General features: G+C 65.5%; 24 protein-coding genes and 1 other RNA gene. 10 read left to right on the top strand and 15 right to left on the bottom strand.

What is annotated here, in order from left to right:
• From ACK5F2_RS01085 to gyrA, 7 genes are all read right to left on the bottom strand, one after another.
• The coding region (locus ACK5F2_RS01085) for a S1 RNA-binding domain-containing protein (RefSeq protein WP_409862160.1) at positions 1–536 on the bottom strand (536 nt) is incomplete at its 3' end.
• A gap of 142 nt (positions 537–678) precedes the next feature.
• Positions 679–2,703 carry a bifunctional 3-phosphoshikimate 1-carboxyvinyltransferase/cytidylate kinase gene (locus ACK5F2_RS01080; protein ID WP_409862159.1) on the bottom strand — a complete coding sequence of 675 codons (2,025 nt, stop codon included), beginning with the start codon at positions 2,701–2,703 and terminating at the stop codon, positions 679–681.
• A gap of 11 nt (positions 2,704–2,714) precedes the next feature.
• Entirely contained in the window at positions 2,715–3,608 is an 894-nt protein-coding gene (locus tag ACK5F2_RS01075) for a prephenate dehydrogenase (protein WP_409862157.1), read from the bottom strand.
• Positions 3,609–3,621: 13 nt separating this feature from the next.
• Positions 3,622–4,722: a prephenate dehydratase gene (pheA, locus tag ACK5F2_RS01070; protein ID WP_409862162.1), complete on the bottom strand. Its 1,101-nt coding sequence runs from the start codon at positions 4,720–4,722 to the stop codon at positions 3,622–3,624.
• Positions 4,723–4,747: 25 nt separating this feature from the next.
• Positions 4,748–5,857, bottom strand: coding sequence for a 3-phosphoserine/phosphohydroxythreonine transaminase (serC, locus tag ACK5F2_RS01065; RefSeq protein WP_409862156.1), 1,110 nt, complete (start codon positions 5,855–5,857; stop codon positions 4,748–4,750).
• A 34-nt stretch (positions 5,858–5,891) separates the two neighbouring features.
• Positions 5,892–6,503, bottom strand: coding sequence for a DUF2059 domain-containing protein (locus ACK5F2_RS01060; protein ID WP_409862155.1), 612 nt, complete (start codon positions 6,501–6,503; stop codon positions 5,892–5,894).
• A gap of 8 nt (positions 6,504–6,511) precedes the next feature.
• Positions 6,512–9,145, bottom strand: a complete 2,634-nt coding sequence (gene gyrA / locus ACK5F2_RS01055) for a DNA gyrase subunit A (protein ID WP_133602845.1) — start codon at positions 9,143–9,145, stop codon at positions 6,512–6,514.
• Positions 9,146–9,410: 265 nt separating this feature from the next.
• On the opposite strand from gyrA, the gene ompA reads away from it, so the two are divergent.
• From ompA to ssrA, 4 genes are all read left to right on the top strand, one after another.
• The gene (gene ompA, locus ACK5F2_RS01050; protein ID WP_133602846.1) at positions 9,411–10,052 is read left to right on the top strand and encodes an outer membrane protein OmpA; all 642 of its coding nucleotides are present in this window, start codon (positions 9,411–9,413) and stop codon (positions 10,050–10,052) included.
• Between the two features lie 94 nt (positions 10,053–10,146).
• Positions 10,147–10,854 (top strand): bifunctional 2-polyprenyl-6-hydroxyphenol methylase/3-demethylubiquinol 3-O-methyltransferase UbiG, encoded by a 708-nt coding sequence (ubiG, locus tag ACK5F2_RS01045; RefSeq protein ID WP_409862153.1) that lies wholly within the window; start codon positions 10,147–10,149, stop codon positions 10,852–10,854.
• Complete coding sequence (gene gph / locus ACK5F2_RS01040; RefSeq protein ID WP_409862151.1) at positions 10,851–11,576, top strand: phosphoglycolate phosphatase; 726 nt, start codon at positions 10,851–10,853, stop codon at positions 11,574–11,576. Before ubiG ends, gph begins: the two co-directional genes overlap by 4 nt.
• Positions 11,577–11,610: 34 nt before the next feature.
• Positions 11,611–11,971, top strand: a transfer-messenger RNA (tmRNA) gene (ssrA, locus tag ACK5F2_RS01035).
• 58 nt (positions 11,972–12,029) lie between these two features.
• Here ssrA and ACK5F2_RS01030 read toward each other — a convergent pair.
• The gene (locus ACK5F2_RS01030; RefSeq protein ID WP_409862149.1) at positions 12,030–12,722 is read right to left on the bottom strand and encodes a glutathione binding-like protein; all 693 of its coding nucleotides are present in this window, start codon (positions 12,720–12,722) and stop codon (positions 12,030–12,032) included.
• A gap of 40 nt (positions 12,723–12,762) precedes the next feature.
• On the opposite strand from ACK5F2_RS01030, the gene ACK5F2_RS01025 reads away from it, so the two are divergent.
• Positions 12,763–13,494 carry a hypothetical protein gene (locus ACK5F2_RS01025; protein WP_409862148.1) on the top strand — a complete coding sequence of 244 codons (732 nt, stop codon included), beginning with the start codon at positions 12,763–12,765 and terminating at the stop codon, positions 13,492–13,494.
• A 24-nt stretch (positions 13,495–13,518) separates the two neighbouring features.
• On the opposite strand, the gene ACK5F2_RS01020 is transcribed toward ACK5F2_RS01025, so the two are convergent.
• Together ACK5F2_RS01020 and ACK5F2_RS01015 are read right to left on the bottom strand one after the other, a co-directional pair.
• Positions 13,519–14,601, bottom strand: coding sequence for a phosphotransferase family protein (locus ACK5F2_RS01020; protein ID WP_409862147.1), 1,083 nt, complete (start codon positions 14,599–14,601; stop codon positions 13,519–13,521).
• A 49-nt stretch (positions 14,602–14,650) separates the two neighbouring features.
• Positions 14,651–15,355 (bottom strand): Crp/Fnr family transcriptional regulator, encoded by a 705-nt coding sequence (locus ACK5F2_RS01015; RefSeq protein ID WP_409862146.1) that lies wholly within the window; start codon positions 15,353–15,355, stop codon positions 14,651–14,653.
• Positions 15,356–15,584: 229 nt separating this feature from the next.
• On the opposite strand from ACK5F2_RS01015, the gene ACK5F2_RS01010 reads away from it, so the two are divergent.
• The gene (locus ACK5F2_RS01010; protein WP_409862145.1) at positions 15,585–17,519 is read left to right on the top strand and encodes a hypothetical protein; all 1,935 of its coding nucleotides are present in this window, start codon (positions 15,585–15,587) and stop codon (positions 17,517–17,519) included.
• 19 nt (positions 17,520–17,538) lie between these two features.
• Here ACK5F2_RS01010 and ACK5F2_RS01005 read toward each other — a convergent pair whose 3' ends face one another.
• The 5 genes from ACK5F2_RS01005 to lptF all read right to left on the bottom strand — a co-directional run bounded on the left by ACK5F2_RS01005 (position 17,539) and on the right by lptF (position 22,303).
• The gene (locus ACK5F2_RS01005) at positions 17,539–18,693 is read right to left on the bottom strand and encodes a pyridoxal phosphate-dependent aminotransferase (RefSeq protein ID WP_409862161.1); all 1,155 of its coding nucleotides are present in this window, start codon (positions 18,691–18,693) and stop codon (positions 17,539–17,541) included.
• 20 nt (positions 18,694–18,713) lie between these two features.
• Positions 18,714–19,658 carry a CysB family HTH-type transcriptional regulator gene (locus ACK5F2_RS01000; protein ID WP_133602855.1) on the bottom strand — a complete coding sequence of 315 codons (945 nt, stop codon included), beginning with the start codon at positions 19,656–19,658 and terminating at the stop codon, positions 18,714–18,716.
• Positions 19,655–20,029 carry a sirohydrochlorin chelatase gene (locus tag ACK5F2_RS00995; RefSeq protein ID WP_409862144.1) on the bottom strand — a complete coding sequence of 125 codons (375 nt, stop codon included), beginning with the start codon at positions 20,027–20,029 and terminating at the stop codon, positions 19,655–19,657. Before ACK5F2_RS00995 ends, ACK5F2_RS01000 begins: the two co-directional genes overlap by 4 nt.
• A gap of 67 nt (positions 20,030–20,096) precedes the next feature.
• The gene (lptG, locus tag ACK5F2_RS00990; RefSeq protein WP_409862142.1) at positions 20,097–21,203 is read right to left on the bottom strand and encodes an LPS export ABC transporter permease LptG; all 1,107 of its coding nucleotides are present in this window, start codon (positions 21,201–21,203) and stop codon (positions 20,097–20,099) included.
• Positions 21,200–22,303 carry an LPS export ABC transporter permease LptF gene (gene lptF / locus ACK5F2_RS00985; RefSeq protein WP_409862140.1) on the bottom strand — a complete coding sequence of 368 codons (1,104 nt, stop codon included), beginning with the start codon at positions 22,301–22,303 and terminating at the stop codon, positions 21,200–21,202. The genes lptG and lptF overlap by 4 nt, the downstream gene beginning before the upstream one ends.
• Positions 22,304–22,331: 28 nt before the next feature.
• Here lptF and ACK5F2_RS00980 point away from each other — a divergent pair, with 28 nt between their 5' ends.
• The 4 genes from ACK5F2_RS00980 to ACK5F2_RS00965 all read left to right on the top strand — a co-directional run.
• Complete coding sequence (locus ACK5F2_RS00980) at positions 22,332–23,792, top strand: leucyl aminopeptidase (protein WP_409862138.1); 1,461 nt, start codon at positions 22,332–22,334, stop codon at positions 23,790–23,792.
• Positions 23,793–23,816: 24 nt separating this feature from the next.
• On the top strand, positions 23,817–24,245 hold the full coding sequence (locus tag ACK5F2_RS00975; RefSeq protein ID WP_409862137.1) for a DNA polymerase III subunit chi: 429 nt from the start codon (positions 23,817–23,819) through the stop codon (positions 24,243–24,245).
• The gene (locus ACK5F2_RS00970; RefSeq protein WP_409862136.1) at positions 24,242–25,003 is read left to right on the top strand and encodes a hypothetical protein; all 762 of its coding nucleotides are present in this window, start codon (positions 24,242–24,244) and stop codon (positions 25,001–25,003) included. Before ACK5F2_RS00975 ends, ACK5F2_RS00970 begins: the two co-directional genes overlap by 4 nt.
• A 200-nt stretch (positions 25,004–25,203) precedes the next feature.
• The coding region (locus ACK5F2_RS00965; RefSeq protein ID WP_409862134.1) for a branched-chain amino acid ABC transporter substrate-binding protein at positions 25,204–25,959 on the top strand (756 nt) is incomplete at its 3' end.

The raw sequence follows: 25,959 nt of genomic DNA, 5'->3' as shown, positions 1-25,959 counted from the left end.
CGACGCGACAGCACAACGTTGTTGCGCTTGCGGTCGAGCTTGATGACCTTGAATTCCATGGTCTTGCCCTCGAACGGGCTCATGTCCTTCACCGGGCGGGTGTCCAGCAGCGAGCCGGGCAGGAAGGCGCGGATGCCGTTGACCAGAACGGTCAGGCCGCCCTTGACCTTGCCGGAAACGGTACCGGTCACGAAGTCGCCGGACTCCAGCGCGGTTTCCAGGCTCAGCCAGGAAGCCAGGCGCTTGGCCTTGTCGCGCGACAGGATGGTGTCGCCGTAGCCGTTTTCGATGGCGTCGATGGCCACCGAGACGAAATCGCCGACCTGGACTTCCACTTCGCCCTGATCGTTCTTGAACTCGTCGATGGGCACATAGGCTTCGGACTTCAGGCCGGCATTCACCACCACGAAGTTGTAGTCGATGCGCACGACTTCGGCCGAGATGACCTCGCCCGAGCGCATGTCGGCTTTTTGCAGCGACTCTTCGAACAGAGCGGCGAAGGACTCACCACCGGTGGCGTTTTGGATTTGGGACATGATTGCTGCGGGAAAACCCCGCGGGTTAGGTTGTTGAGTTCGCCGCCCTCGATGAACTGACGTTCGGAGGGAAGGGCGGCGGGCCCTGTGACGTGATGTCACTGCGACCGGCAAGCCAGGGGCTTACCGGCCGTTCGCCCTTTCAGCCTTGCGGGCCGAAAGGACCACGCTCCTGCCACCAAGCCAGCACCAAATCCCTTGATTCCTCAATGGTCTGGGCCGAGTTGTCCAGCGTGAACGCGTCAGGTGCGGCTTGCAGCGGCGACGCGCTGCGACCCTTGTCGCGCGCGTCGCGTGCCTCAAGATCCGCAAGCAAGTCGTCGATATTAGCCGGAATTCCCTGGGAAATCAATTGCTTATGGCGACGCTCGGCGCGCGTGGCGGCGCTGGCACTCAGGAAAACCTTGAGCGGGGCGACCGGGAAGATGGCTGTGCCCATATCGCGGCCGTCCGCAACCAGGCCCGGCAGGCGACGGAAGTCCAGCTGCAGCTGATGCAGGGCGGCGCGCACCGCCGGGTGCACGGCCACGCGCGAGGCCATCAGGCCGGTGGCCTCCTGGCGCAGGGCGTCGCTGATGTCTTCCTCGTCCAGGAAAGCTCGGCCTTGCTCGAAATGCAGGTCCAGACCGGCGGCGACCGCGGCGACCGCGGCGCCGTCATCCAGATCCACGCCGGCACGGCTGGCGGCCAGTCCGGTGGCGCGGTAGAGCGCACCCGAGTCCAGCACCCAGTAACCCAGTGCGCGGGCCACCTCATCGGCCAGCGTGCCCTTGCCGGAGGCGGTGGGGCCGTCGATGGTGATGACGGGAATGTCCTCGGGGCGCGCCTGCACCACATCGAACAGGGTCTCGAAGTAGTCCGGGAAGGTCTTGGCCACGCAATGCGGCTCCAGGATGCGCACCGGTACCGGCTGCGCCGTCACCAGGGCATTGAAGGCCGCCAGGGAGAAGCACATGGCGACGCGGTGGTCGTCATAGGTGCGGATGGCGGCGGGCTTCCAGGCGCCGGTGCTCAAGGGGTGGACGCGGATCCAGTCCGACCCTTCCTCGACCCGGGCGCCGAGCTTTTGCAGCTCGGCTGCCATGGCGGCGATGCGGTCGGTTTCCTTGACCCGCCAGCTGGCGATATTGCGCAGGGTGCTGGGGCCGTCGGCGTAGAGCGCCATCACGGCCAGGGTCATGGCGGCGTCGGGGATGTGGTTGCAGTCCAGGTCCAGGGCCTTGAGCGGCCAGGCGCCGCGCCGCACCTCCAGGGCATTGGCCTCGGCGCGCACCTCGGCGCCCATGGCCTGGGCGGCTTCGATGAATCGCACATCACCCTGCAGGGAGCTGCTGCCCACGCCCTCGATGCGGATGGGCGCATCTGTCGCGGCAATCGCCCCCAGGGCCACGAAGTAGGAGGCCGAGGAGGCATCACCCTCCACATGCACCGCGCCGGGCGAGCGGTAGCGGCTGCCGGCGGGAATGGTGAAGCGCTGCCAGTCGGCGTCGCGTCGCACCTCGATGCCGAAGCGCTTGAGCAGCTCCAGCGTGATGTGGATATAGGGCTTGGAGATCAGCTCGCCGAGTACCTCGATCTCGATATCGCGCTCGGCCACCAGAGGCAGGGCCAGCAGCAGGGCGGTCAGGAACTGACTCGAAACGTCGCCGCGCACCTTGACCGGCGCATCCAGTCGCAACGCGGCCGGGCCCTTCAGGCGCAGCGGCGGGTAGCCCTCGTGGGCCAGGCATTCGATGGGGCAGCCCAGGGCGCGCAGCGCGTCCACCAGATCGCCGATGGGGCGTTCGTGCATGCGCGGCACGCCCGAGAGCTCGAACTCGCCGCCCTGGGTGGCGGCCAGCAGAGCCAGGGCCGCAGTCAGCGGCCGCATGGCGGTGCCTGCATTGCCCAGGAAGAGTTTGGCCTGCGCCACGCCCAGGCGGCCGCCGATGCCGGTGACCTTGAGCGGGCCCAGGGGCTCCTGCTCTAGATGGCAGCCCAGCTGGCGCAGGGCGGCCAGCATCACGCGGGTGTCGTCGGAGTCCAGCAGATCGTGCACCAGGGTCTGGCCTTCGGAGAGGCCGGCCAGCAGCAGCACGCGGTTGGAGATGCTCTTGGAGCCCGGCAGTCGCACGGTGCCCGCCGCCGAGCGCAGGGGTGGCAGATCCAGAAAGGGGGTCTTGAACATGGGGGAGGGCTTCAGGAGTCTTTGCGGGAGGCGCCGCGCGGTGCATTCATATGCCAGTTGCCGCGGGCCTCGGAGATCAGGCGGATGCGCGCCTCGAGCGCGGCGGCGTCGCCGCCCTGCATCATGGCTTCCAGCGCATCCAGGGCCTGGCGGAACAGGCGCGACTGCAGCAGCACCTCGGTCTTGTTGGCCATCAGGATGTCGCGCCAGACCGCCGGATCGCTGGCGGCGATGCGGGTGAAGTCGCGAAAGCCCGGCCCGGCGAGCGAGAGGAAGTCGCGCCCCGCGGGCTGGCTGGCCACGGCCTGGAAGTAGGCAAAGGCCAGCAGATGCGGCAGATGGCTGACGGCGGCAAAGGCCTGGTCGTGATTCTCCGGCGTCATCTTCAGCACCTGGGCGCCCAAGGCCGACCAGACATCGGTGGCCTTCTGCACCAGGGGCGCGTGGGTCTCTGCCAGGGGCGTGAGGATGACCTGGCGCCCCTGATAGAGCGCGGCGTCGGCATGCTGCACGCCGGCCGATTCCTTGCCAGCGATCGGGTGTGCCGGTACGAAGGCGGGCAGATGCTGCTTGCCCAGGGCACGGCGCGCGGCCGCCACCACATCGCATTTGGTGGAGCCCACATCCATGAACAGCACCTTGGGATCGACCAGGTGGCGCACGGCGCGCAGCGTGGATTCGGTGGCCGCCACCGGCACCGCCAGCAGCACGATGTCCGAGCCCGAGACGGCCAGCAGGGCCGACTCGGCCGCCACATCGATCACGCCCAGGCGGCGTGCGGTCTCGGTGGTGGAGGGCGACTTGCTGTAGCCCACCACACGCTTGACCAGGCCGGCCTTCTTCAGGGCCAGCGCAAAAGAGCCGCCCATCAAGCCACAACCGATCACGCCGAGTTGATTGAACATGGTCTGTGCTGCGTCAGGTCTTGATCGGGTAGGCGCCAATCATCTTGAAGAAGGCGCAGATCTGGCGCAATTCGGCCAGGGCCGCCGCCACATGGGGCTGGCTGGGATGCCCATCCAGGTCGATGTAGAAGTAGTACTCCCACTGGCCGGTGCGCGCCGGGCGCGACTCCAGCCGCGTCATGGAGACACCATGGGTCTTCAGCGGCACCAGCAGATCGTGCATGGCGCCTGGCTTGTTGGGCACGGAGACGATGAGGCTGGTGCAGTCGCGTCCCGTGACCGGCGGCATGGCCATGGTCTGGGGCAGGCAGATCACGGCAAAGCGGGTGCGGTTGTAGGCCTCGTCCTGCACCGCATGCGCCACGATGTGATGGCCAAACAGCCCCGCGGCGCGCTCGCTGCAGATGGCGGCCCAGGCCGGATTCTCGGCGGCCAGGCGGGCGCCCTCGGCATTGCTGGAGACCGCGCGGCGCTCGGCCTGGGGCAGGTGCTTGTTGAGCCAGTTCTGGCACTGGGCCAGGGCCTGGGGATGGGCCAGCACCGCCTCGATGCCTTCCAGCGAGTTCTGCTTGCGCACCAGGTTGTGGCGGATCAGCAGGCTGACCTCGCCCACCACATGGGTGGGGGTGTGCAAGAAGAGATCGAGCGAGCGGGTGACCACACCTTCGGTCATGTTCTCCACGCCCACCACGCCGTACTGGGCACCACCGCTGGCGGTGGCGTGGAAGACCTCGTCGAAGCTGCTGCAGTAGATCAGGTCAGCGGCACCGCCGAAATACTCGATGGCAGCCTGCTCGCAGAAGGTGCCTTCGGGGCCCAGCACGGCCACGCGCTGCGGCGACTCCAGCGCCAGGCAGGCCGACATGATCTCGCGCCAGATGGCGGCCACATGCTCGCCCTTGAGCGGGCCCTGGTTGGCGCCGCGGATCTTGGCGATGACCTGGGCCACCCGGTCGGGGCGGAAAAAGGGTGTGCCCTCGCGGCGCTTGAGCTCGCCCACCTGCTCGGCCACGCGGGCGCGCTGGTTGAGCAGGGTCAGCAGTTGCTGATCCAGGCTGTCGATCTGCGTGCGCAGATCCAGCAGGGCGGGATTGGCCACCGGCTCGGGTGGCATGGGGGTGTTGTGGGGATCGGCCGCTTCAGCCATGACGCTTCTCAAAGTCCTTCAGATACGTGACCAGCGCCTGCACACCTTCCAGCGGCATGGCGTTGTAGATCGATGCACGCATGCCGCCCACCGACTTGTGGCCTTTGAGTTGCAGCAGTCCGCGCTCCCTGGCGCCAGCCAGGAAGGCCTCGTTCAGGCTTTCGTCGCGGAGGTAGAAAGGGATGTTCATGCGCGAGCGGCAGTGCGCCGCCACGCGGTTCTCGTAGAAATCAGTGCCGTCCAGCGCTTCGTAGAGCAGGCGCGCCTTGTCGATATTGCGCTGCTCGATGGCGGCCAGGCCTTGCTTGCCGGCGTACTCAAACTTCTTCAGCCACTTGAACACCAGGCCTGCGACATAGATGCCGAAGGTGGGCGGGGTGTTGAACATGGACTGAGCCTCGGCCACGATGCGGTAGTTGAAGGCCGAGGGGCAGCTGGGCAGGGCGCGGTCCAGCAGGTCCTCGCGCACATAGACCAGGGTCAGGCCCGAGGGCCCCACATTCTTCTGCGCGCCACCAAAGCCCAGACCCACGCGCGACCAGTCGATGCGACGCGAGAGCTGGTGGGAGGAACAGTCGATCACCAGCGGTGCGTCGCAACCCAGAGCCTTGAGGTCGGGCAGCTCATGGAACTCGACGCCATCGATGGTCTCGTTGGTGCAGACATGCACATAGGCCGCGTCGCGGCGCAGCTGCCAGCTGGCGGCGGCCGGGATGTCGGTGTAGCGGCTGGCCGCAGTGTCGGCGGCGATGGCCACATCGGCATAGCGGCGCGCTTCCTCGGCGCTCTTCTTGGACCAGGCGCCGGTCACCAGCACATCGACCTTGCCGCCGCGCGAGAGGTTGAGCGGCACGATGGCGTTCTCGGCCAGACCGCCGCCCTGCATGAACAGGATGCGGAAGTTGGCCGGCACCTGCAGCAGCTCACGCAGATCGGCTTCGGCCGCCTCGTAGATGGAGATGAACTCGCGGCCGCGGTGGCTCATCTCCATCACGCTCATGCCCGAGCCCTGCCAGTCCAGCATCTCCGCCGCCACCTGACGCAGCACTTCTTCGGGCAGGGCGGCGGGGCCGGCGGAGAAATTGAAGGGGCGCTGGGTCATGAGGCGGGCAGGTCGAGCGAGGGAGTACTTGGACTTACTTCTTTGCAGGTGCGGGAGCGGGCGCCGAGGCGCCCGGTTTGGGCGCAATGCCCAGTTGCTTCATGACCGACTGCTCCAGCGTTTTCAGGCGAGCCTCGACGGTTCCGCGCGTGTCTGCCACCAGCTTCTCGGCCAGGGCGCGCTGCATTTCCTGGCCCAGCTGACCGTATTTCTTGTTGACCGGCGAATCCAGCCACGCGGCAAGCTGTCGCAGCTCGTCCTCGCTGAAGCGCTCTTCCAAAATGGCACCGATGGTGCTCGGCGCCAGCTTGATCGCACGATCACGCATCAGCGGCGCGGTCTCATCCACGAACTTCTTGACCTCGCCCTCGATGGCCTTGGCGGTGGCTTCACGCTTCTCGGCGGGCACCTGCTGCAGGGCCTGACCGGCGCCCTGCATCAGCTGGCCCAGGGGCTGCTGCAGCATGGCGCGCGACATGGATTCCAGGCCTGGCTGCTGCAGCTGCAGCACGCGGGCGATCAATTCTTTCTTGGCGGGGCTGCTGCTGGCCGCGGGGGCGCTGGCGGCAGTGGCCTGGGCTTGCGCCAGCGAGGCAGCACAGCCCATCAGGGCAGCCAGGATCAGGGGGCGAAAGGCGTTGCTCATCAGGTGGCTCATTCCTTGCTGTCGGTGCCGGCCTCGCTGGCGCCGGACTCGGGGTTGCTGTCAGCGCCGTCATTGGCGTCGTTCTCGACGATGCGCTGCAGGCCCGAGAGCTTGGCGCCGTCATCCAGTGCGATCAGGGTCACGCCTTGCGTGGCACGGCCCAGCTCGCGGATTTCGCTGACCCGGGTGCGCACCAGCACACCCTTGTCGGTGATCAGCATGATCTCGTCCTCTGCGCGCACCAGGGTGGCGGCCACCACGCGGCCATTGCGCTCGCTTTGCTGGATGGCGATCATGCCCTTGGTGCCACGGCCGTGGCGGGTGTACTCGGTGATGGCGGTGCGCTTGCCGTAGCCGTTCTCGGTGGCGGTGAGCACGCTCTGGTTCTCGTCCTCGGCCACCAGCATGGCGATCAGACGCTGATCGGGCTCCAGCATCATGCCGCGCACGCCGCGGGCCTGGCGGCCCATGGGGCGCACATCGTCCTCGTCGAAGCGCACGGCCTTGCCGCCGTCGCTGAAGAGCATCACATCGTGCTTGCCATCGGTCAGCGCTGCGCCGATCAGGTGGTCGCCCTCATCCAGATCCACGGCGATGATGCCGGCCTTGCGCGGGTTGCTGAAGTCCTTCAGTGAGGTCTTCTTCACCGTGCCCATGGCGGTCGCCATGAAGATGAAGTGGTCCTCGGGGAAGGCGCGGAACTCGCCGGTGAGCGGCAGCACCACGGTGATCTTCTCGTCCTGCTGCAGCGGGAACATGTTGACGATGGGCTTGCCGCGCGAATTGCGCGAGCCCTGCGGCACTTCCCAGACCTTGAGCCAGTAGACACGGCCGCGGTTGGAGAAGCACAGGATCCAGTCGTGCGTGTTGGCGATGAAGAGTTGGTCGACCCAGTCGTCATCCTTGGTCTGGGTGGCCTGTTTGCCGCGTCCGCCACGCTTCTGAGCCCGGTACTCGCCCAAGGCCTGGCTCTTGATATAGCCGGTGTGCGAGAGCGTCACGACCATGTCGGTGGGCGTGATCAGGTCCTCGGTGCCCAGCTCCTGGGCGTTGTGCTCGATCAGGCTGCGGCGCGCGCCGATCTTGGTCTGGCCGAATTCCTGGCGGACCTGGATCAGCTCTTCGCCAATGATCACGGTGACGCGCTCGGGCTTGGCCAGGATGTCCAGCAGATCGGCGATCACGGCCATCACGTCCTTGTACTCGCCGACGATCTTGTCCTGCTCCAGGCCCGTCAGGCGCTGCAGGCGCATCTGCAGGATTTCGCCGGCCTGGTCTTCGGAGAGGCGGTACAGGCCATCGGGCTGCATGCCGTAGTGAGCCGGCAGGCCTTCGGGGCGGTAGGCCTGGCTGCCACCCTCGGCGCGGCTGAGCATCTCGCGCACCAGGGAACTGTCCCAGCTCTTGCTCATCAGCGCGGCCTTGGCCACCGGCGGTGTGGGCGAGGTCTTGATGGTCTCGATGAACTCGTCGATATTGGCCAGGGCGACAGCCAGGCCTTCCAGCACATGACCGCGCTCGCGGGCCTTGCGCAGCTCAAAAATGGTGCGGCGGGTGACCACCTCGCGGCGGTGCTCCAGGAAGACCGTGATCAGGTCCTTCAGATTGCACAGCTTGGGCTGACCGTCGATCAGCGCCACCATATTCATGCCGAAGCTGTCCTGCAGCTGGGTCTGCTTGTAGAGGTTGTTCAGCACAACCTCGGGTACCTCGCCGCGCTTGAGTTCGATCACCACGCGCATGCCGGACTTGTCCGACTCATCCTGGATGTGGCTGATGCCCTCGATCTTCTTCTCGTGAACCAGCTCGGCGATGCGCTCCAGCAGCGTCTTCTTGTTCACCTGGTAGGGAATCTCGTCGACGATGATGGCCTGGCGGTTGCCCTTGTCGATGTCCTCGAAATGCACCTTGGCGCGCATCACCACCTTGCCGCGGCCGGTGCGATAGCCATCGCGCACGCCGGACATGCCGTAGATGATGCCGGCGGTGGGGAAGTCGGGCGCCGGGATGATCTCCATCAGCTCGTCAATCGAGCAGTCGGGGTTCTTCAGCGCGTGCAGGCAGGCATCCACCACCTCGTTGAGGTTGTGCGGCGGGATGTTGGTAGCCATGCCCACGGCAATGCCCGTGGCGCCATTGACCAGCAGATTGGGGAGCCGGGTCGGCAACACCAGGGGCTCCTTCTCGGAGCCGTCGTAGTTGGGGCCGAAATCGACGGTTTCCTTGTCGATGTCCGCCAGCATTTCATGGGCGATTTTGTCCAGGCGGATTTCGGTGTATCGCATGGCGGCGGCGTTATCACCGTCCACCGAGCCGAAGTTACCCTGGCCATCCACCAGCATATGGCGCAGCGAGAAATCCTGAGCCATGCGCACAATGGTGTCATACACCGCGGTATCGCCGTGCGGATGGTATTTACCGATCACATCGCCAACGATACGGGCCGATTTCTTGTAGGGCCTGTTCCAGTCATTGTTCAGCTCGTGCATCGCGAAGAGCACGCGCCGGTGCACCGGCTTGAGGCCGTCGCGCGCGTCGGGCAGAGCCCGGCCGACGATCACGCTCATCGCGTAATCGAGGTAGGAGCGCCGCATCTCCTCTTCGAGGCTGATGGGCAGGGTTTCCTTGGCGAATTGGGTCATGCGATGAAGGGCTGGTGGCGGCTGGCGCCCCGGCCTGGCTCGTTGGAGACTGAAAGGCAGAATTCTAATTGCCCGTAGTTGTAGTACCTGCGCAACATTGGCGCTTTGGTCTGCAGCTTGGGCCGCCACAATGCGGTGGTCTCAGTGCCCTATGGCACAATCATTGAGTCCCTAGGAGAAACCCGTAGCAGGGCTTCTTCAAAGGTTTTGTTCCAGCTTCGGACAATTTCGCAGGGCAACTGCGGCCTTCCTTGAGAGGAGAATCATGAAGAAACTGAACCGTGTGGCGTCGCTCTTCGCTGTCGCTGCTGTTGCCACGTCTGGCGCATTCGCTCAGACCGTGGATAACTGGCGTGCGACCGACGGCACCGTCTGGAAGAACGGCACCAACGAACTGTGCTGGCGCGACAGCAACTGGACCCCGGCCACGGCCGCCAAGGATTGCGACGGCGCGCTGAAGCCCGCTCCGAAGGTCGAGGCTCCGAAGCCGGCTCCGGCTCCGGCACCCGCTCCCGCACCGAAGCCGGCCCCCGTGCCGCCCGCTCCGGTGAGCGAGAAGGTGACCTTCGCCGCTGACGCCTTCTTCGACTTCGACAAGTCGGTCCTGAAGGCCGAAGCCAAGGCCAAGCTGGATGACCTGGTCTCCAAGACCAGCGGCATCAACCTCGAAGTGATCATCGCCGTCGGTCATACCGACAGCGTGGGTAGCGACGAGTACAACCAGAAGCTGTCGGTGCGTCGCTCCGAAGCCGTGAAGGCCTATCTGGTCTCCAAGGGCGTCGAGAAGAACCGCGTGTACACCGAAGGCAAGGGCGAGAAGCAGCCCGTCGCCGACAACAAGACCGCCGAAGGCCGCGCCAAGAACCGCCGCGTGGAAATCGAAGTGGTCGGTACCCGCAACAAGTAATGAGTCCGGCGGCCTCGCGCCGCCTGTCATTACCAACCCCGCCTCGGCGGGGTTTTCTTTTTGTGGCGGACCATCCGCTACCATCTCGCCCATCATGATCAATGCCGACCCTCAAGAGCTGGCCAAGTTTGGCGAGCTCGCCCATCGCTGGTGGGATGCAGACAGCGAGTTCAAGCCTCTGCACCAGATCAATCCGCTGCGCCTGAACTGGATCGACGGCCTCTCGCCCTTGGCGGGGCAGACCGTGTTGGACGTGGGCTGCGGTGGTGGCATCCTGGCTGACTCCATGGCGCGCAAAGGTGCCCATGTGCTGGGCATCGATCTCTCGACCAAGCCGCTACGAGTGGCCCAGCTGCATGCCATGGAGGCGGGCACCGAGAACATCGAGTACCGCGAAGTCGCCGTCGAGGCGCTGGCTGAGGAGCGGCCGGCATCGTTTGATACCGTGACCTGCATGGAGATGTTGGAGCACGTGCCCGATCCCGCCTCGGTGGTGCGTGCCTGTGCCGTGCTGGCCAAGCCGGGTGCTTGGGTGTTTTTCTCCACCCTCAACCGCAATGTCAAGGCGTTTGCCCTGGCCATCGTGGGTGCGGAATACCTGCTCAAGATGCTGCCGGCGGGCACGCATGAGTACGCGCGCTTTCTCAAGCCTGCCGAGCTGGGCCAGTTTGCGCGCGATGCCGGCCTTGAAGTGCATCAGCTGCGCGGCTTGCACTACAACCCCCTGACCCAGCGCTACAGCCTGGGCGGCAACACGGACGTGAACTATCTGATGGCCTGCCGCAAGCCCTTGCTCGCATGAGTTTCGCCTTGCTTCAGGCCCGAGAGCAGGGCTGGCTGAGTCGGCCCATTCGCGCCGTGCTCTTCGATCTGGATGGCACGCTGGTGGACAGTGCGCCCGATCTCGCCGGTGCGACCAACGAGATGCTGCTGGCGCGTCAGCTGCCAGCCTTGCCGCTGGACATGCTGCGTCCCATGGCAGGCGCCGGTGCTCGCGGCATGATGGGTCTGGCTTTCCAGGTCTCGCCGCCGGATCAGCGTTTCGACGCGCTGAAGAGCGAGTTCTTTGACCGCTATGAGGCGCGCCTGCTGCATGAGACCCGGGCTTTTGACGGGGTGGAGGCCTTGCTTGCGGGCCTAGAGTCCCTGGGTCTGGGTTGGGGCATCGTGACCAACAAGTTCGAGCGTTTTGCCCTGCCGCTGACTGCCGGGCTTGGCTTGGCTCAGCGGGCGGTGGCCGTGATTGGCGGCGACACCACGGCGCATGCCAAGCCACACCCCGAGCCGCTCTTGGAGGCTGCGCGTCGCGCGGGTGTGGCGCCCGAGAACTGCATCTACGTGGGGGATGATCACCGCGACATCGTGGCTGGTCGGGCTGCGGGTATGCAGACCGTGGCCGTGTCCTGGGGCTATCTGGGGCGGGGTGAGCCCATCGAGGCCTGGGGGGCCGATGCGATTGCCACCCGGCCCGAGGACTTGCTCGCCATGGTTCAGACTGTTTTGCGGGCGCAAACAGGCTCTTGAAGTTCTGGACCCTGGCATAATGTAGATGTTCTATGGGGCCGACCTGGTTTCGACGTGGGTGCGGATCCGAAGTAGGGCATGCCGAGCACCAGTTCGCTCGTTAATCCACTGGAAAAAAGTAACTGCAAACGACGAAAAGTTTGCCCTCGCTGCTTAATTAGCACGAGGCTCCGCAACAGCAGGCCTATGGGCTGGGGTGGCAACACCTGCGGAGTCATTCACATAGGCTGGTTGTTCGGTGGGCCGCACACCGGGTGACGAGATCTAGCGGCTGGTTGGGTTGGCAGCGTGCTCCTGCGCGGTCGCTCGGCGAGAACTAAGTTCAGAGGGCTAAGCATGTAGAACTGCCCGGTGATGGCTTGCGGACGCGGGTTCAATTCCCGCCGGCTCCACCATCTCAAGCAAAAGGGCCCGAGTCTGTGACTCGGGCCCTTTTCGTTTTTTCGCCCCGGCTCAGCGCTGCTTGTACTGCTTGGCCCCGAACAGCACCTCGCGGGCTTGTTCGCTGACCAGAGGTTTGCGCTGTTCCGCCAGTACGGCGAGCCCTCTTTGCACGGCGGGGCGCGCAGCGATCTCGTCGAACCAGCCTTTGAGGTGCGGGTAGTCGGCCAACTCGATGCCTTGGTTCTTCCAGGAGCGCAGCCATGGGAATGTGGCGATGTCGGCAATCGAGTAGTCGTGCCCGCCGAGATAGCGGCTGGATGCCAGGCGCTTGTTGATCACGCCGTACAGCCGCTTGGCTTCATTGGTGTAGCGCTCGATGGCGTAGGGAATCTTCTCGGGCGCATAGATGCGGAAATGATGTGCTTGGCCCAGCATGGGGCCTACGCCACCCATCTGGAACATCAGCCATTGCAGCACTTCGTACTTGTTGCGTGTGCTTTCGGGAAGCAGCTTGCCCGCCTTGGACGCGAGGTAGAGCAGGATGGCGCCCGACTCGAATAGGGCCATAGGTCGGCCGTCCGGTCCCACGGGATCGACAATGGCGGGGATCTTGTTGTTCGGGCTGATCGAGAGAAACTCGGTGTCGAACTGCGCGCCCGAGCCAATGTCAACGGGGATCACCTTATACGGGAGGTCACATTCTTCCAACATGATGTGGACCTTGTGCCCGTTGGGTGTGGGCCATGAATAAACTTCGATCATTGTTTTATCTCCTGGCTGCGCCGTCCCATTGTCCTAGCTCATGTTAATTAAGCAAGTTAAACGCTGGTGGGTGACCCGTGCCAACGCAGCCCGTTGGAAGGCCGTCGCTGACTGGGCGGAGCAGCGTGGTGGTGTCTTCCGCCAGACCCGTGATGCGCGTGGTTTTCAGATCGAGCAGTCTCGTGGCGCCGCAGGTGCCCTGCGTATCGAGTGGGCGCCCTCACAGCGCAGCTATATCGAGGGCCATGAACTGCGCATGCGCTGCGAGCTGGGCTTGCACCCGGATTTGCAGATGATGGTGTTGGCGCGAACGCTGATGGAGCGCCTGGAGCGTGCCGTGTTCGAGGCCTATACCGACACGCTCAAGACCCGTGTGGATGCGGATACGCCGGAGGAGATGCGCTGGTTGGTGATGTTTGCCAAGCTCAAGCATTTCCCGAACAAGCTGCTCAAGGAGCGCTGGGGGGGGCTGGGTGTCAATCAGGAGGTCGTCTCAGCCTGGTTGGAGGGCGGACTCAGCGATGCCCTGCTTCAGGCCGGCGAGTCCTTGCTACCGGCGGAGCGTCCTTTTGTGCTGATGGTCTTGCGGGGCAATGTCTACTTGCGCGTGGCCATGGCCGAGCCGACCCTGAGCGAAATCCAGTCGCTGGTTCGTCTGCTTGAGACGGCTTGTCGCGATGCGCAGCGCGTCAATACGCGATTGGCCGACGGTGGCCCATGGCCCACCACAACCTCGGTGGCCTGGCAGAGCCAGCCCAGTGAGCTCAACTGAGGCTTTGGAGCGCCCCCCGACTTCCTAGGCTTGCTGTGCGCGCTGCGCGAAGTTCCAAGCCAGCTCGGCCATGGGGCGGGCCCCGGCACCGGCCTCGCGGGCACGTTCGCTGGATGCCGTTCCTGCCTCGACCCGCTTGGCGATGCCTTGCAGAATGGCCGCGATTCGGAAGAGGTTGTAGGCCAGATAGAAGTTCCAGTCGCGCATGACCGCGTTGATGTCGCTGCGCCCGGTTCGCTCGCAGTAGCGCCGCACATAGGCCCCCTCGTCGGGAATGCCCAGGGCCGCCAGATCATGGCCGGCCAGACCGCGAGCCGCGCCCGAGGTGTGGATATGCCAGGACATGCAGTGGTAGCTCAAGTCCGCCAGCGGATGGCCCAGGGTCGAGAGTTCCCAGTCCAGCACGGCCAGCACGCGAGGCTCGTGGGGGTGAAACATCAGGTTGTCCAGGCGGAAGTCACCATGGACGATGGCCACTTCGGATTCGTCGCGTGCCGAGGCCGGGATGTTGAGGGGCAGCCATTCGATGAGCTGGTCCATGGCCGCAATGGCTTGGGTCGCGGAGGCAAGGTACTGCTTGCTCCAGCGCGCGATCTGGCGCTCGAAGTAGTTGCCGGGCTTGCCATAGTCGGCCAGCCCCAGGGCCTTGTAGTCCACGCTGTGCAAGGCGGCGATCACGCGGTTCATTTCATCGTAGAGTGCTGCGCGCTCGCTGAGACTCATGCCCGGCAGGCTCTGATCCCAGAGCACCCGGCCCTCCACGCACTCCATGACATAGAAGGCGCGACCGATCACGCTTTCGTCTTCGCACAAAGCCAGCATGCGCGGTACGGGTACGTCGCTGGCGGACAAGGCCTGCATCACGCGGAACTCCCGCTCGATGGCGTGGGCCGAGGGCAGCAGCTTGGCCTGGGGCCCGGGCTTGCTGCGCATCACATAGCGTGCCTGAGGGGTGCTCAGCCGGTAGGTGGGGTTGGACTGCCCGCCCTTGAACTGCTCGATGCTCAGGGGGCCGGAGAATCCCGGCACGTGCTGACCGAGCCAGTGGCTCAGCGTCTGCAGATTCAGGTCCTGGCTGGGGGGGCGGGTGCCGTTGAAGTCTTCCATGGGTCTCCTTCTTGTCCGTGTGCCGGATGACCCTGGGTGGCAAGCGGCTTCAACGTTGGGCAATGGCCAGCAGCTTGTCCTTGCTCAGGATCACGAGTCTTGTGGGTTCCACGCGCAAGGCGCCATCGCGCTCGAAGCTCTTGAGCTCCTGATTCACGCGTTGGCGCGAGGCGCCCAGCAGCTGGGCCAGGTCTTCCTGCGCCAGTTGCAGGCCGATGCGAATTTCCTCGCCCTGGGTCACGCCGTAGGAGCGGGCCAGCAGCAGCAACTGCTTGGCCAGGCGCGCGGCCAGCGGTCGCGTGTTCAAGTCCTCCACGGCGTCGAACATCAGACGCAGCCGCCTGCAGTTCAGGCGCAGCAAGGCTTCGTAGAGCTCGGTGTGGCGCGACAGCAGCTCCTTGAAGTCGGGCTTGCGCACCACCAGCAGCGTGGTGTCGCCATGGGCCGTGGCGTCGTGGGTGCGTGGCAGCCCGTCGAAGAGCGAGATATCGCCAAACCAGGTGCCGGGCTCTACATAGGTCAGCGTGACCTGCTTGCCGGACAGAGAGACGGAACTGACGCGCACGGCGCCCTTGGCCACGCCCACCCATTCTTCCGCCGGCTCGCCGCGGCAGGAGAGCATGGCGCCATCGCTCAGTCGCCGCAGCAGGGCGCGAGAGAGGATGTCGCTGCGCAGCGCTGCGGACAGTTTGGAGAACCACGAACCCGATTCGATGTTGTTGCGTTCTGAAAGTGTAAGAACCGTGCTGTTCATACTGCGTCGCTGAGGTGACAGCCCGCAGGCTTGCGGGCGCGCCGATTGTCCATGAGAGCCAATCGGCCCCGTAGTGTGTATGAACTAGGAAACACCCCGAGTCGCCGGGGCGCCAGGGAAGGGCGTTCTGCCTTGGGTGCGTGCTAGAGTGGCTCGCAAACAATCCGACACAAAACGGCGCTGGCCGATGCATCGCACGCCCCGACTTCACTCAGTCCTTCTCATTGCCATGGCTTCCGCAGGTCTGGGTAGCGCCCAGGCCATGGGTGTGGGGCGTCCGCAGACGCTCTCTGCGCTCGGCCAGCCGCTGAGCTTGCTGTTCCCGGTTCAGCTGGCCGCGGGCGAAAGCCTGTCGCCGGACTGTGTGCGTGCCGAGGTTGTGGCCGGCGAGTCGCGCCTGCCGCCCAATCTGCTGCAGGTCCAGCTAGAGGGCGAGAGCGAAAGCGCGGTCCGGGCGGTCCGGCTGCGTAGCACGATCCAGGTGGATGAGCCCTTGGTGAACGTGCAGCTGAGTCTGGGTTGTCCGGTCCGTCTGACCCGGCAGTACACGGCCTTCATTGATCCTCCTGGCACGGCTCAAGCGGTGCCCCAGACGGCCTCCGCAGCTGAGCCCGCTGTGGTGCAGAACTATTCGGCGGCCTTGCGTGCGGCTCTGGGTACCGCGGAGGCCAAGCCGGCCGAGCTGCTGGGCACGCGTTCGGTTCCCGACAAGGGTTCGCAGATCGTGACTGAACCAGCCCAGACCTTGGCCCGTGCTGCGACGGCGGCCTCCGCGCCGTCGCCCGCTGCCAGTCGCCCGATCGCCATCAAGCCCAGGCCTGTCGAGGGCGGTCTCAAGTCGGCCGGCGCCAAACCTCCCAGCAAGGCGGCGCCGTCTCCCAGCTCCAGGCCCAAGCTGCAAATGGAGCCCGCCGAGCTGCTGACTGCCCTTGCTGCATCGACCCCAGCGCCGCATGACGAGGAGGCCCGTCAGCGATTGGCCAAGCTCGAGCAGAGTCTGGAGAAGATGCAGTCCCAGCAGCGCGAGAGCGAGGCCCGTATTGCGACACTGCAGGCCCAGCTGGCTCAGGCCCAATCCTCGTCCCCAGATCGCCCCTTGGTCCTGGGGCTGGGCATCTTGAGCCTGGCGCTGATGGGCTTTGCCGCGTGGCTTTGGCGCGGCCGAGCGCGCAGCGCCCAGGCAGACGTGCCGACCTGGTGGGAAGAGGCGCGTGCGCCCGACGAGGTTTCGCCGGCGCATGTCATGTCGGCGCCCGAACTGGCGCCAGCACCCGTCCCGGACTCAGGCCGCCCCACCTCGAGCCCCAACGTGGCGCACAAGTCGGTGCCTCCCGGCGCGTGGCCGGCGGACATGAGCGCGGCGACGGGATTATCTCCAGCACCCGCGCCCTTGGCTGCCACAGAGTCAGCATCACTTGAGCTGTCCAGTGGCTTGGCGCCTGCTGCTGCGACTCCGGCGGTCGTGCCTCTCCCCGAGTCGGGGGCGGCGCATGAGCCAGTGAGCTTCGAGTTGGTGAAGCCTGATGCCCAGCCTGCGCTGCATTCGGCCCTGCCGCCCCTGGCCGTCGAGGGTCTGATTGACCTGGACCAGCAGGTGGACTTCTTCCAGGTGCTGGGCCAGGACGAGGCCGCCATCGATCTGCTTCGCTCGCGCCTGGATAGTGCGACGCCCCTGCCGCACCTGTTGCTGCTGTCCCTGTATCGGCGGCGCGGCGATCTGGATCTTCTGGCGGCGCTCGAGACCGACTATGCCCAGCGCTTTGGCGCCTCGGCACCGCAGCAACTTGGTACCGCTGGCGCCGGTCTGGAGGCCCATCCGCCCCTGCTCGCTCGTCTGCAGGCATGCTGGAGCGACCATGGGGCCTGCATGACCCTGCTGCAATCACTGCTGGGCGCAGCGGGGGGGCAGCAGGGCTTGGACCTTGCAAGCTGCCGTGAACTCCTGCTCTTGTACGGGGTGGCTCGCGACCTGTCGGAACATGAGGTGCGCAGCACCGATATCGATCTTTTCCTGCCTCTGGACAGCCCGGCCTCCGACATGATGGCCACCATGGTCTGGCAGACCGGCAGCGCAGCATCGAATTCGGTGAGAGCGGGCTTGGAGGTCGACATCCCGCTGGGCGAGGATGAAGCCCCCACCGTCCGACCTGGCTTGCCGGGCTGAGTCCGGTGGGTGGTCGGGTTCAGAGACTCTGCAGCTTGTCCAGGGCTTGTTTGAGGGTCTCGTCGCGCTTGGCAAAGCAGAAGCGGATCACCGGCGCCTCGCAGCCCTGGGCATAGAAAGCCGATAGGGGAATGGCGGCCACGCCGATCTCGCGCGTCAGCCATTCGCAGAAAGCGGCATCGCCCTGCTGGCCGCTGCGCTCGCGATAGGCGCTGAAATCCACGCACTGGAAGTAGCTGCCCTCGCTGGGCAGCAGCCTGAAGGCGGTGCGTTCCAGGCCGGCACGGAAAAGGTCTCGCTTGCGCTGATAGAAGTCGCTCAGGCCCAGATAGGGGGCTGGGTCCGCCATATGGGCTGCCAGCCCGTGCTGGGCCGGTGTGTTGACCGTGAACACATTGAATTGGTGCACCTTGCGGAACTCGACGCTCAGCGCCGCGGGAGCCGCCACATAGCCGACCTTCCAGCCGGTGACATGGTAGGTCTTGCCGAAGCTGGAGACGATGAAGCTGCGCTCGGCCAGGCTGGGGAAGCGGGCCACGCTCTGGTGGGCCGCACCGTCGAAGACCATGTGTTCATAGACCTCGTCACTGATCAGCAGCACGTCGGTCGGCGCCAGCAAGTCCGCCAGCGTTTGCATCTCGGCGGCGCTCCAGACGGTGGCGCTGGGATTGTGCGGTGTGTTGATGATCAGGGCACGGGTGCGGGGGGTGATGGCCGCCGCAATGCGCTCGAAATCGGGGCGGTAGCTCTCGGCCTTCAGTGGCACGCGCACGACCCGGCCGCCCGCCAGCTCGATATTGGGGCCATAGCTGTCGTAGCAGGGCTCCAGCACGATGACTTCATCGCCCGGATGCACGATGGCGAGCAAGGCGGTGAAGATCGCCTGCGTGGCTCCGGCGGTGATGGTGATCTCGCGATCGGCGTCGTAGTTGCGCCCGTGCATCGCCTGCAGCTTGGCCGCCACCGCTTGGCGCAGGGCGGGCACCCCCGGCATGGGCGGGTATTGGTTGTGCCCCCGGCGCATGGCCTCGTGGACCGCCTCCACCAGCTGCGGGTCGCAATCGAAGTCGGGGAAGCCCTGTCCCAGGTTCACGGCGCCATGCGTCTGTGCGAGAGCCGACATGGTGCTGAAGATGGTGGTGCCCACATGGGGCAGGCGGCTGTGCAGTTGCATCTTGTGCAGCAAGGGAATTCTCAGAGTTTGTAGTCGCTGGCCTCGCCGTTCATGGCGCGCTCCAGCAAGGCCTTGTCCAGGCGGTCGGACAGCAGGCTTACGAAGGCATGAACATAGTTGCGCAGATAGGCGCCACGCTTGAAGGCGATTCGGGCCACGTTCTGGCCGAAGAGATGGCCCAGGGGACGAGAGACCAGCTCTCCGCCCGGCGGGTCTTCGCGCACCGCCATCTCGGCCACGATGCCCACGCCCATGCCCAGCTTCACGTAGGTCTTGATGACGTCGGAGTCGATGGCCTCCAGCACGATGTCCGGCTTGAGCTGGCGGGCTGCAAAAGCGCGGTCAATGCGTGTGCGCCCGGTGAAGCTGGGGTGGTAGGACACCAGAGGGTACTGAGCCAGCTGCTCCAGCGAGATCCGTTCGGTTTGGGCCAGGGGGTGGTCCGCCGGTGCGACCAGCACATGCTGCCATTCATAGCAGGGCAGGGTGACTAGGTCCTCATGCTCGGACAGTGACTCGGTGGCCAGACCCACATCCGCGCTTTCATCCAGCAGCATGCGCGCCACCTGCTCCGGATTGCCCTGATGCAGGCTCACCTGCACCTGGGGGAAACGCTTGCGCAGCTGGGCCACGGGGCCGGGCAGCACATAGCGGGCCTGGGTGTGGGTGGTCGCGATGGACAGGGTCCCGGCGTCTTGCTTCGAGTATTCCTCGCCGATGCGCTTGAGGTTGCCCACCTCGCGCATGATGATTTCGATGGATTTGAGCACCTGCTGGCCCGGCTCGGTGATGCGGCGAAGACGTTTGCCGTGACGCGAGAAGATGTCCACGCCCAGCTCTTCTTCCAGCTCGAGAATGGCCTTGGAGACCCCGGGCTGCGAGGTGAAGAGCGCCTTGGCGGTTTCGGTGAGGTTGAGGTTGCGGCGCGCAGCCTCCTGGACGAAACGGAATTGGTGCAGATTCATGGGGTACTCGGGGTGATCAGGGCCAGGCTGGCGGCGGCCATGGCGGCGCTCACCGCCTCCTGCTCGCCGATGGCGGGATGCAGCAGCCACTCACCGCCGTGCTTTTCGCGCAGCGCGGCCACCAGGGGCGGCACATCGCGTCGCACATGACCGGAGGCTCCCAGGAACATGGGCACGATATGGATGCGCCGGCAACCGCGCGCCAGCAGGCTGTCGGCAGCGCTGCTGATATCGGGCTGCATCAGTTCCAGATAGGCCAGGGCCAGCGGCAGGTCTGGGCGGGCCGCAGCAATGCGGGCCGCAATGGCTTCGAAGGGTCGGGCCCAGGCGGGATCGCGGGCTCCGTGGGCAAATAGCAGCAATCCGTCCATCAGGGGTGCGCCTCGGTATAGCGGTTGTTGGGCAATCTGGTGTGTGTGCGCAGCGCTGCTGGCGCGCTCATCGATAGCGTACGAGCCAGCCGAATGCCGCCAGGGAAATGCCCATGTAGATCAGGCTGGGTGTGGCGGCCACGGCCCATGGCGTCCAGCCCCGGAGCATGCCCAGATGTCCGGCGAGATTGTTCAGCAGCACGAAGCTGATCCCCAGCATGATGCCGCCAAAGACCTTGAGGCTGATGCCACCGGCGCGCCCGTGCAGATAGGCAAAGGGCAGGGCCAGAGCCACCATCACCAGGCAGGCAAAGGGGTAGAAAGCCTTGCGCCAGAACTGGATGTTGTGCTGCTGGGCCGATTGCTCCTGGGCCGAAAGATGCCGCGTGTAGCGGTAGAGATCCAGGGTGGACATGGTCTTGGCGGGCAGCAGCGCCGCGCCAATCACGGCGATGTCGAGGCCGCTGTGCCAGTCCAAGGCTGGGAGTTTGTCCTCCTGGATCCTGGGCACCGGCGCTTGCGTATTCCATTGCGTGCGCACAACCTCGCGCAGCTTCCACAGACCGTCAGCCTGCACCTCGGCGCCAGCCGCCTCGAGGCGGCTGAGCAGAGCGCCCTGGGCGTCAAACTCGAAGATGCGGACCTGCTCAAGTCGCCCGGGGGCCAGGGCGCGGCCCACATGAACGGAGAAGCTCCGCTCCTGTCCCTGGATCGTTTGCTTGTCTTTGAGCCAGGCGCCCGAGGCGCCCCGCGACATGCTTCCGGTGAGTCGCGCATGCTCCTGCTCGCCATAGCGCTCGAAACCCGGCGCGATGTAGTCACCCACGATGAAGGTCAGGGCCGCAAAGCCCAGGGCCAGTGCGGTGAGCAGGCTGAGTGCACGCTGGGGGCCCAGACCGCCGGTGCGCAAGATGGTGAACTCGCTGGACTGGGCCAGCCTGGCCAGTGAATAGATGCTGCCGATCAGCACGGCGATGGGAAAGAGTTCGTAGAAGTGGCCTGGTTGTTCCAGCAGGGCCAGCCAGGCTGCCTTGCCGGCGCCCAGGCCCTTGCGTCCCAGATCATCAAGATGGTCAACAAAGTCGATGAAGTAGAACAGGGAAAGAAAGGCGAGCGCCACGAAGAACACGGCACTCAGCAACTCGCGATAGAGCAGGCGGCGCACGGTCTTCATGCGGGCCTCCTGCGCAGGCGCAGCACCATGCGGTTGCCCTGATCGCGCAGCAGCAGCAGGCCCAGTCCCATGAGCAGGGCGCTGCCATGCACCGTCAGCAAAGCGGTCCCCATGCTCATGCGGGATCCAGCGACCCAGGATTGCGAGAGCGTGATCAGGTTGTAGTAGACGACGAAGCCGAGCAGGGCCACGAGGAGATTCCAGTTGTTGGGCCGGCGAGGATTGGATGCGGACATGCCGATACCCAGCAGCACCAGATTGAGGGTCCCCAGCGCCAGGCCCAGACGCCATGTGAGCTCGCCCAGATGACGCGGTGTCGGATTGCGCAGCAGGTCCAGGCTGTTCATGGCCTTGGGCGGAAGTGCATCCACGGCTCGCATGACCTGGGCGTCGGTCAGCAGCCGGTAGCGCTCGAAACGTGCCAACGTCCGCGCGCCACCCTGTGTGGCCATTTCATTGCGCTGTCCTTGCTCCAGCACCAGGTAGCGGTCCTCGCCCTCAATCTCCAGATGTCCCTTGTGGGCCGTTGTCACGGACTCGGAGCGCTCGGACCGCGTCAGGATGAAGACATTGCGCCCACTGCTGCGCTCATCGGGGCCGGCCTCGCTGCTGCGTTCGATGAAGAATACTTTGCTGCCATCCCGCGAGCTCTGAAACTGTCCGGGCGCCACGCGCGAGAGGTCCGAGCGGCGCTCATAGCGTTCCTTGAGCTGCGCGCTATTGCGGTTGCCCCAGGGCCAGACCACCAAGGCCAGCGCCATCACCAGCAGCAGCACCGGCCAGGCCGTGCTCAGGACCGGGCGCACAAAACGTGACAAGCCGATGCCGCTGGCAAACCAGATCGTCATCTCCGATTCGCGGTACATGCGGCCAAGGGTGCTGACCACCGCCACAAAGAGCGAGAGGCTGAGCATGGTGGGCAGGTGGCCCAGGGCCGCGTAGCCCATCAGCAGCAGCACATCCTGGGGGGCGACCCGCCCGCCGGCCGCCTGGCCCAGGGTTCGGATCAGCATCATGGTCAGCACGATGGTCAGTATGACCACCAGGGTCACGCCAAAGCTGCGCGCCAACTCTCTGCGTACGGTGGAATCGAATAACATCCTGGCACTTTAATGATTCCGCGACATTATGGACTTCCGTACTCAGTCTTCGTCCCTGGATGCCCTGTCGGGCGTGAATGCCGACGCCCGGGTGCTGGTGCTGGCCGGTGAGGCCCTGCCCGAGGGCCTGGATGCGGCCGTGGCCGCCGCCGCCAAGGACGCGATCAAGCTGGGCGACTTCGAGCTCAAGACCGGCAAGACCGTGGTGCTGCCCCGCGTGGCCGGTCTCAAGGCCCCGCGTCTGGTGCTGGCGGCTGCCGGCAAGCCCTCGCTGAAGTCGGCCCGCGCCGCCGTGCAAGCCGCCCTGGCCGCGCTCAAGAGCGGTGGCACGGCCCATGCCGCCCTGGCCTTCGCCGGCTTCGAGAGCCTGAGCGAGAGCCTGGTGGAGCAGACCGTGCTGGCCGCGCTGGAGGTGAGCTACGTCTACCGCCACACCAAGCCTAGCGCCCCGGCCGCGCCCAAGCTGGCCAAGTTGAGCCTGCTGCTGGGTAAGGACGATGCCAAGGCCGCCAAAGCCGGACTGGCGCGCGGTCAGGCCATTGGTGCCGGTATCGAGCTGGCCCGCGAGGCCGCCAACCGCCCGCCCAACTACGCCACCCCCACCTTCTTGGCCGAACAGGTCAAGGCCCTGGGCAAGAGCCATGGCCTGAAGGTCGAGGTGCTTGACCAGAAGGCGGTGGAGAAGCTGGGCATGGGCAGCTTCCTGGCCGTGGCCAAGGGCTCGACCGAGCCGCTGCGTTTCATCGTGGCACGCTACGAAGGCGCAGCCAAGACGGTGGCGCCGGTGGTGCTGGTGGGCAAGGGCATCACCTTTGACTCGGGTGGCATCTCCCTGAAGCCGGGCGCCGGCATGGACGAGATGAAGTTCGACATGGGTGGCGCTGCCAGCGTGCTGGGCACCCTGCGCGCCGTGGCCGAGCTCAAGCCCAAGCTGAACCTGGTGGCCATCATCGCCGCCTGCGAGAACATGCCGGCCGGCAATGCCGTCAAGCCGGGCGATGTGGTGACCTCCATGTCGGGGCAGACCATCGAGATCCTGAACACCGATGCCGAAGGTCGCCTGATCCTGTGCGATGCCCTGAGCTACGCCGAGCGCTTCAAGCCTGCGGTGGTGGTGGACGTGGCCACCCTGACCGGTGCCTGCGTGATCGCCCTGGGCGGCGTGCGCAGCGGCATGTATGCCAGTGATGACGAGCTGGCCGGTGCCCTGCTGGCTGCTGGCGACGCAGCGCTGGACCCTTGCTGGCGCATGCCTCTGGACGATGAGTACGAGGAAGGCCTGAAGAGCAACTTTGCCGATGTGGCCAATGTGGCGGGTCGCGAGGGCGGCTCCATCACCGCGGCCAAGTTCCTGCAGCGCTTTGCCAGCAAGTACCGTTGGGCACATCTGGACATTGCCGGTACGGCCTGGAAGAGCGGTGGCGCCAAGGGAGGGACGGGGCGCCCCGTGGGTCTGCTGACGCACTTCCTGCTCTCGCAGGTGCGTTGAGCGCTGTTCGGGCGCCTTGCGTGCATGAGTGAGATCAGCTTCTACACGGGTGTGGCCGAGCGCCTGCCCTATGTATGCCGCCTGCTGCGCAAGGCGCAGCTGAGCGGCGCCCGACTCACGGTGCTGGCGCCCGGCGGCTTGCTGGATCGTCTTGACCGCGTGCTGTGGGAGTTCGATCCCACCGAGTTCGTGCCGCATGCGCGTCTGCGTGCCGGATCGCCTTGGCCCTGGGCGTCGCGTACTCCGATCTGGTTGGTGGATCGCCTCCAGGAGCATCCGCGCCGGGATGTGCTGCTGAATCTGGGCATGGAGATGCCCGAGGGCTTTGACGCCTTTGCACGGGTGCTGGAGGTTGTGGCGACCGAGCCTGAGCAGGTGGAGGCCGGTCGACAGCGCTTCAGACAGTACAAGCAGTTGGGGCATGTCGTCCAACATCATGTGGTGAACGCATGAGTACGCCACCCCGCGTCGTACCGACGCTGACCGAGGTGCTGGACGAAAGCCGTTTTCGGCCAGCAGAAATCGTGTCGGCGGTGGTGGCGCAGGGCGTGGCGGACTTGCCCGCCGCTGTGCTGCAGCCTGAGCCTGGCGTCGATGCTCTGCAAGGGGCTGTGGCGACGGTCCGTCATGTGCCGGACCCTGTCTTCCGCCACCGGCCAGAAGACTTGGCGGCCGTTGCGGAGCCCGCGTCAGAGCCGCAACCCTTGCTTCATGGCAGGCGGAGCGAGGCTGCAATGGCGCCAAGCGCGGTGCAATCGGCGGACTTCCAGCCTTTTCCCGAGCCCGATTCCGCTCCCCCGGCGGTGAGCCTGGACGACTTCGATCTGGATCTGAGTCTGGACTTCCGCCCGGATGAGGGGGCCGCCGATCGGGCGCAGGCATCAGCCGCTGCGCTGCCGCCTGTTCAGCCCGAGCCGGCCGCGGCCGCCGAAACCCGGTCAACGGCTGCTCCCTTGCCGATGCCCCCGGATCCGGCTGTGCTGGACGCGCTCGAGGACCGGCTCCGACAAGGCCTGGGGCAGGAGCTCCGGCAAGCCCTTGATGATCTCTTGCAGCGCCAGCTGCAAGTCCGGCTTGAACAGTCGGTGCAGCGGCTGGCTTGGCAACTTCAGCAGGAACTGCACGAGGTTCTGGTGCCGCAGCTGGAAGGTCTGGTCGATCAGGCCCTTTCGGAAGCTTTGCGCCGCGAGCGTGAGCGCCGCTTGCGCTGAGACGGGTTTGGCTCCCTCAGCGGAGCCCCTGCTGTCAACCCGGTACACCCCAGCTCGTTGAATGGCTGCCACTCCGATCTGTCGGAGGGGTCGGCGCCCATGCTTTCCCTTAAGGAGTCGCCGTTGGTTTTGGGGTATGTTCATGGAGTTGATATCTCAACAGCGATAGCTCTCCTTCTTCCAACTCGGAGGTTTACTAAATGCAAGTCAAGTTGAACGTGATCGTGGGCGCGGTCGCCGTGGTGCTGAGCGGTACCGTGATGGCTCAGGACCTGGTGGTGAAGATTGGCCACGTGGGTCCCACCAGTGGCGCCATCGCTCACCTGGGCAAGGACAATGAGTTGGGGGCCCGCATGGCCATCGAGGAGCTGAACGCCAAGGGCGTCACCATCGGTGGCAAGAAGGCCAAGTTCGAGCTGCTGGCCGAAGACGACGCAGGTGATCCCAAGCAGGGCACGGCTGCGGCTCAGAAGCTGGTGGACTCCAAGGTCAATGGCGTGGTGGGTCACCTGAACTCCGGCACCTCCATCCCGGCCTCCAAGGTCTACAGCGACGCCGGCATTCCGCAGATCAGCCCCTCGGCCACCAACCCCAAGTTCACCCGCAACGGCTACAAGACCACCTTCCGCGTGGTGGCCGATGACGTGCATCTGGGTGGCACCCTGGGCAAGTACGCCGTCAAGGACCTCAAGGGCCAGAACATCGCCGTGATCGACGACCGCACCGCCTACGGTCAGGGCGTGGCCGACGAGTTCGAGAAGGGTGTCAAGGGCGCTGGCGGCAAGATCGTCGGCCGCGAGTTCACCAATGACAAAGCCACGGACTTCACCGCCATCCTGACCTCGCTCAAGGCCAAGAAGCCCGATGTGGTCTTCTTCGGCGGCATGGATGCGGTGGCCGGCCCGATGCTGCGCCAGATGAAGCAGCTGGGCATCGATGCCAAGTTCATGGGTGGC

Origin of the sequence: Roseateles sp. (assembly GCF_046300915.1) — a bacterium.
Taxonomy (GTDB): Bacteria; Pseudomonadota; Gammaproteobacteria; order Burkholderiales; family Burkholderiaceae_C; genus Kinneretia.
Note: the sequence above shows the minus strand (reverse complement) of the source record. Positions and strands in the feature narration are given on the sequence as shown.